The sequence below is a fragment of the Klenkia sesuvii genome, from assembly GCF_037083825.1.
GTDB lineage: Bacteria > Actinomycetota > Actinomycetes > Mycobacteriales > Geodermatophilaceae > Klenkia > Klenkia sesuvii.
In genome coordinates this window covers 1-630 of the sequence record NZ_JBAPLU010000063.1, presented here as the reverse complement: position 1 = coordinate 630, position 630 = coordinate 1, and the positions used below count along the sequence as shown (strand labels likewise).

General features: G+C 47.0%; 3 protein-coding genes. All 3 read left to right on the top strand.

Annotation, left to right across the window (positions count from 1 at the left end; translation table 11 throughout):
- Positions 1–228 (top strand): recombination protein NinG (locus TEK04_RS21250; RefSeq protein WP_336406364.1); only part of this gene is annotated, 228 nt, incomplete at its 5' end.
- Entirely contained in the window at positions 225–431 is a 207-nt protein-coding gene (locus tag TEK04_RS21245; protein WP_002901791.1) for a phage NinH family protein, read from the top strand. The genes TEK04_RS21250 and TEK04_RS21245, both read left to right, overlap by 4 nt.
- Positions 337–630 (top strand): metallophosphoesterase (locus TEK04_RS21240; RefSeq protein WP_432277365.1); only part of this gene is annotated, 294 nt, incomplete at its 3' end. The genes TEK04_RS21245 and TEK04_RS21240, both read left to right, overlap by 95 nt.

Genomic DNA, 630 nt, shown 5'->3' with positions numbered 1-630 from the left:
AATGAACGCAATATTCACAAGCAATGCGTGGTGTGCAACCAGCACAAAAGCGGAAATCTCGTTCCGTATCGCGTCGAACTGATTAGCCGCATCGGGCAGGAAGCAGTAGACGAAATCGAATCAAACCATAACCGCCATCGCTGGACTATCGAAGAGTGCAAGGCGATCAAGGCAGAGTACCAACAGAAACTCAAAGACCTGCGAAATAGCAGAAGTGAGGCCGCATGACGTTCTCAGTAAAAACCATTCCAGACATGCTCGTTGAAACATACGGAAATCAGACAGAAGTAGCACGCAGACTGAAATGTAGTCGCGGTACGGTCAGAAAATACGTTGATGATAAAGACGGGAAAATGCACGCCATCGTCAACGACGTTCTCATGGTTCATCGCGGATGGAGTGAAAGAGATGCGCTATTACGAAAAAATTGATGGCAGCAAATACCGAAATATTTGGGTAGTTGGCGATCTGCACGGATGCTACACGAACCTGATGAACAAACTGGATACGATTGGATTCGACAACAAAAAAGACCTGCTTATCTCGGTGGGCGATTTGGTTGATCGTGGTGCAGAGAACGTTGAATGCCTGGAATTAATCACATTCCCCTGGTTCAGAGCTGTACGTGGA